A 5,564-nucleotide genomic window follows, 5' to 3' on the forward strand; every position below is an offset into this window, starting at 1 on the left:
AGGATCGAACTATCATCATCGAGTTCGATTGTTACATGCTTTCCATTCTGAGAAACATGTTCGTCCACAAAGTCCTCTACCGACAGTTTCGAATAGCCCTTGATCTTGATGATGTCGCCTTCTTCGAAGCCGAGGACGTGGTCATCTCCAGAACCTTTCTTTGTGAAGAAGAAGGTGTCATCTCCCGAACCACCCCTTAAGGTGTCGTTACCGGACCCGCCGACCAGATAATCCGCGCCCTTGCTCCCAGTAAGCTTGTCGTCTCCTGATGCACCGTAAAGGCTGTCAGCCCCACTGCCGCCAATGAGCTTGTCCTTTCCGCTCTGGCCTTTCAGCATGTCGTTTCCCGTACCCCCAGCCAAGGTATCGTCGTGCTTCCCACCTAACAGCTTGTCCTGTCCGCTCTGGCCTTTCAGCATGTCGTTTCCCGTACCCCCAGCCAAGGTATCGTCGTGCTTCCCACCTAACAGCGTGTCTAGTTCACCCTGACCTTTGAGAAAGTCGGCGCCACCACCACCTTTAAGGAGGTCATTGTTCTTACCTCCTTTGATGAGATCGATGCCTCCGCCGCCATTCAGGGTATCTGAGCCTCCACGTCCTAACAGGGTATCATTTCCAGCGTAACCGAAGAATGTATCTGCAATGGAGGTTCCGATCAGCAGATCGTCACCTGAGCTATCCGCCTGAGTGGTATCCTCTTGCGGCTCCAGATAGGTGATAGTCGTGTCTCCGCCTTCGTTCACTACTTTGAATGTTCCATCTTCGAAATCTCCTTCTAGGGTGATCGTCGTCTCCTTGATGCCATCACCATCTGTATCGATATCGAGGATGGCAGAGCCGAAGGTTACAGACATATCGTCTGAACTGAAAATGGCGCCTTGCAACATGATCTTGTCGTCAGTTTCGAAGCCTACAATTACATCCTCGTTTAGGGACTGAGCAGTGCCTTTAACCGTACTTCCGGCACCAGTCGCAAGGATCAGCTCTTCCTTGATCTCTGAAGCCACAAGACTGTCAACGCCTTCTTCCTGGATAACTTGGTCAAGAATGCCGGAGACGACAGCACCACCGTCTAGGAAAGAGAAGCCGTATGCGAAAAGACCTGAATCGTAAGAGTTGTCGCCGGTATCCGCCACCGCGATCTTGATTGTATTCTCTCCCTGCACGAGCGGCGCGCGGATACTCATAGGCTCGCTAAACCCATCCCATTCCACGGGGTATAGGCTGCCTGTGTTATCGATGAAGTTTCCTTGATCGATGTTCGACTGCATGACGGAAAGAGGATAGTTTGGATCATTATTAAATAGCGCGTAGTTCACACCATTCACATAGACGCCAGCGATATCCACGAAAGAACTATCCGAGTATTCTGGATATTCATCTGATCCGAAAACCAAGCTAAAACGGAGGCCATCGATATCAGGGTCAGTTACATTGATTGTCAAGGACACAACTGCAGCATCACCGGTTGAGCCGGCTGCCGGAAAAGCCGCTTCTACAGAAGCTCCTAGGTCGGCGTCGCCATCGGTGATATGTTCTACAGTGAAGGAGCTGGATGTATTGCTGTTCCCAACTAGGCCTCCTGATGAAAGGAAAATACCATTGGTGATTGTAGCAACTGTTCCTATCTCGAATTCAGGTACAATATAACCGGCCGTTTCGGCCCCAGTATAAGTTACACTTGACGCAGCTCCGTCGAGGGCACCATCGAAAAATGCTTCGATGGCATCCTCGGCAGTGTCTAAGCCCAGAGACACCGCATTATTGGCAAATGTGTCTAAGGTGAAGTCTCCAAAAGAAACCGCGTCCGATAAAAATCCATTCTCTGTCAGCACTTCTGCATCATTGAACTCGAGCTTTTCAATTGAGGTAAGCTCATCAGTTCTGCCAACGCTGTCTGTGACTAAAATTGCAGTTTCACCATTTTCGAGTATGTAATCTGCTAGGTCCCCATCGAAGACTGCAGTATCAAAGCCTGCGCCTCCTTTGATGGTGTCCGCACCCTTACCACCCTCAAGAATATCATTCCCCCCAAGGCCGTTTAGGATATCCCTGCCACCGAGTCCTTTGATTTTGTTTCCACCGGTAGAACCAATTAAAATGTCGCCGAAGTTCGATCCAATCACCGCTTCAATGCTATCGAGAACTTCGTGCTTGTTATCGTAAGACGCGCCCGCATTGAACGCGAACCCGGCGCCAAGCCAGACGGCGACACCAGACCCAGTCTTCTCATCTGAGTAGCTTACGGTGTCATAGCCGGAGCCACCATCGATCGTGTCATTCTGAGGGGCGCTGTGGATCAAGTCGTTGCCTCCGCCCGCCTTGACCTCGGTCCGCTTGTCTTGATCTAACCAGAATTCTTCATTTAATGCGGAGCCAATCATCGGAGAGCCTTTACTAAGATGATCGAGAGGATTGTTTGCGGCATCAACAATTGTCTTAACCATAGCGGTTCTCTCATCATAAGAGGATGGATCGTTGATGTTGTTGCCGAAGATTTTCCAAGTATCTACGTCGAGTGCGACATGGCCAGAAGAACTTGTAGAAGAATCTACAAAATTGAAGCTACCACGGTTTGCAGGATCATCAATGACTTCGAACTGACCAGCCCAATAGCGTATAACGTATTCCTGTGAAGTGCCATCGGGCTTTACCTGGACAATTTTAAAGGTATCTTTGTATCCGTCACCAAACCTATGGAAAGCATTTTTCAAAGCAGGAAGAAACTTGCTCTCAGACAATCCATCTAGCAAAAGATCCTCATAGTTTTTGTCTTCTGTGAGAATATTTCTGGCAAAGTGGATCAAAGCTACCTGCTTTACGGAAGTGATCTCAAAATCAGCCGCTTTGAAGCCATTGGAAGAGATGTCAGCCGCAGCATCGCCATCAAAGAAACTGGCAATATTGAGAGTTAGCCCATCAACAACAACTTCACCTAATTGGTTTAAATCTTCAAGTTTAGCAAGGAAGGCATCCAAAATCCCTTCTTCATGTGCAGCCTGCATTTCCGATACAACTTCCTGTATCGCATCTTGAAAGTCACTTTGAATCCTATTCTCAGGTGAATTCTTAAGACCTGTGGCGATTAAAAATTCATAGGCAATCGAAGCGTACTCGGACTTGAACGGATCAAGGTCAAAAGATTTCCATTCTGATTCGTAGGAGTCAGAATTCGCGTTGAAAATAAAATTTTTCCAGCTAATTTCAGAATATGGCACAATAAAGATCCTCTTAGCTCTCACACGGTAAGCGCAAGTCATTCAATAAAAGTCAAGCGGATGCTTTCCGCATGTCCGCTTAAATGTTGCAGACTCACTTTAGAGTCCACGTACGAATATTTATCCGGTTAGCTTTCAGCATTTCCGGTTTTATTGCCCTCCTTTGGGATTTGCACCCTTATTTCGTGAAAGGCCTTTTGGGATCCGTGAGTGGTCGCTGGATGGTACACTTATCATAGTGGCAACCTTATCAAAACTATTTTATTACAGAATCTCTAGGCGAATAAAGTGTAATACAAAATATCGAGTTATGTCTCTGTTTGAGAAATTTCTATACATTTCGACTACCACCGCAATGAACGGAAAAGGTGGGCTCTACAGCGTAAGTCCGACACAGACCCTTTCCCTCCTGCAATAACCTAAAGAATGAAAAATAAAGTCTGAATAGCCTTATTTAGTTGGGCCTGAGAAAAGATTTTCGGGAAATTAAATGAGTGCGAGCGACTACAAAAACTAAGCTAAAAAGTCAGATATCCGTGAAGCAGAATGAGAGCAAAACCGACAATCTCACTTCACAATTTAAAGCCTATATTACCAATTGCGGCTTCCGAATTCTTAAAACTTGAACTAAATATTTTGCGCCCCACCTCAGGAGCACATAGAGGTGGAATTTTCTCGGTAGAAAGAAAGAGGAGAATCTTGTGAAGAAGACACATTTCGCCGCGACCCCGATAATGCGCCTTTTTTGCCACATCTTCGCGATATCCCTGCCGAGATACCTTGCCGTGAGTGTGGAATGAGCAGCGGCTAACTTTTCATGTGCGGGCGAAGAATGGTTGGATCATTCAGTCGATCAGGCGGTCAAGCCCCCCTTTTTTGGGCGGCAATGCTGGTTGCCGTTCGATGGGCCTTGAGGTATATTGCATCTCTGATCACAATCATATGCTCTCCTTGCTCAGCGGTCATGCCCGCCATTATCCGGCCGAAGATGCCTTTCTCGCTCCAGCGCTTCCAATTGCTGTAATGCGCCATAGGTAGCTTTTGTGCTGCTGGAGAATCTCGCCACAACAGCCATTGCAATTGATAAAGATAATCCCGCTCAAATCACGCTTGTCATCAATCCGAGGCTTGCCATGCGATTTCGAAAAGAATGGTCCCAAACGTTCGATCTGCGCGCCGGTTCGCCAGAAAAGGTCGTTCTTGTCACCGCTCCGCTTTTCGTGGAGTGAATAACGCTGCACAACGAAAATCAATGCATTTTGAGCCTAAAGGCTGGCGCGTTTAATTTTGAAATTAGATACCACGCTGTGCAAACTGATAACATTTTCCTCTAGCACTACGATTGTGAACATCTCTGCCTCCACAAGGACGGCATAGTATTGGTGCAGAAGCTTTAAATTTTCCAATAAATTCAACACGCCAGCTCACAGTGAAAATTCGCGCCAAAAAAGTGGTGAGTTCGAACAGATAAAATCAAGCTCCTACTAACGCTGCGCAACGCTTGTCAGGGAGTGACATTTAACAGCTGCCTTGGTAGCTCGTAAAGGTACAGCGTGACGATAAAAACCGTACCGAGCAGTAGAAATGTCGGGCAAAGGGTATAAGAAACATTCAGAATCCGCTCGTGCTTCCTCCAAAGAATCCACCTTGGCGCTAGAGAAAGGAATGTGCAGCCTGAGACTATCCCCAATACTATCGATGCCCAAGATAGGTACACCAAAATTATTTTTTCAACGGTAAGTCCATCCCCATGCAGCTTCTGCTCGACTGACCACACAACGACAAGCGATGGGATGGCAAGAGCAAACACCAAGAGACTAAGAATGTGCTTAATTATATCTACCCTAATTTCCTGAATCTGCTTTCTATGATTCTTGTTGCTGTAAGTGTATGTGCTGCCGTCATTTTTCTGCATATCAAGATCGTCAAATGTTGCTTGCGATGAAAGAATGATTTAAATTAACCCGTTTTTGGTATCAATATGATTGAGATAAGATTGCGCCAGAGAGTGAGCCATCTCCCCCGAAACTCGGACACTGACGTAGGCTACAAATTACTGCCTGCTGAATTTCGACGAGAAGGAGATCACAGTTGTTGAAACGGAAGGACGTTGATGATGTAACCGCACCCGACGGCACTGGAAGTGCCGATGTGGGATCGCAACAATCCTTTTTGGCAGGGGGTCATGCCGGAGGTTAACACTGTCGGACTCGATCTCGCGAATGACCTGCCCCCCCCCCCCCCCCCCCGCCCCCCCCCCTCCCCCCCCACCCCCCCCAAGCGCGCCCACCGCCCCGACCTCCTTCACCACCCTCTCTTACCATCAAGCCCACTCCCAGAAACGAC

1 protein-coding gene and 1 pseudogene are annotated in these 5,564 nt (G+C 47.6%); both read right to left on the reverse strand.

Going from position 1 to position 5,564, the window contains the following annotated elements; genetic code table 11:
• A partial coding sequence (locus tag Q0241_RS20935) for a choice-of-anchor L domain-containing protein (RefSeq protein ID WP_299381026.1) occupies window positions 1-3,218 on the reverse strand: 3,218 nt, incomplete at its 3' end.
• An 867-nt stretch (window positions 3,219-4,085) separates the two neighbouring features.
• Window positions 4,086-4,459: pseudogene (locus Q0241_RS20940) on the reverse strand (transposase); the annotation flags it as partial.
• Window positions 4,460-5,564 lie beyond the last annotated feature (1,105 nt).

It is taken from the genome of uncultured Kiloniella sp. (assembly GCF_937128705.1).
In the GTDB taxonomy this organism is placed as follows: Bacteria; Pseudomonadota; Alphaproteobacteria; order Kiloniellales; family Kiloniellaceae; genus Kiloniella.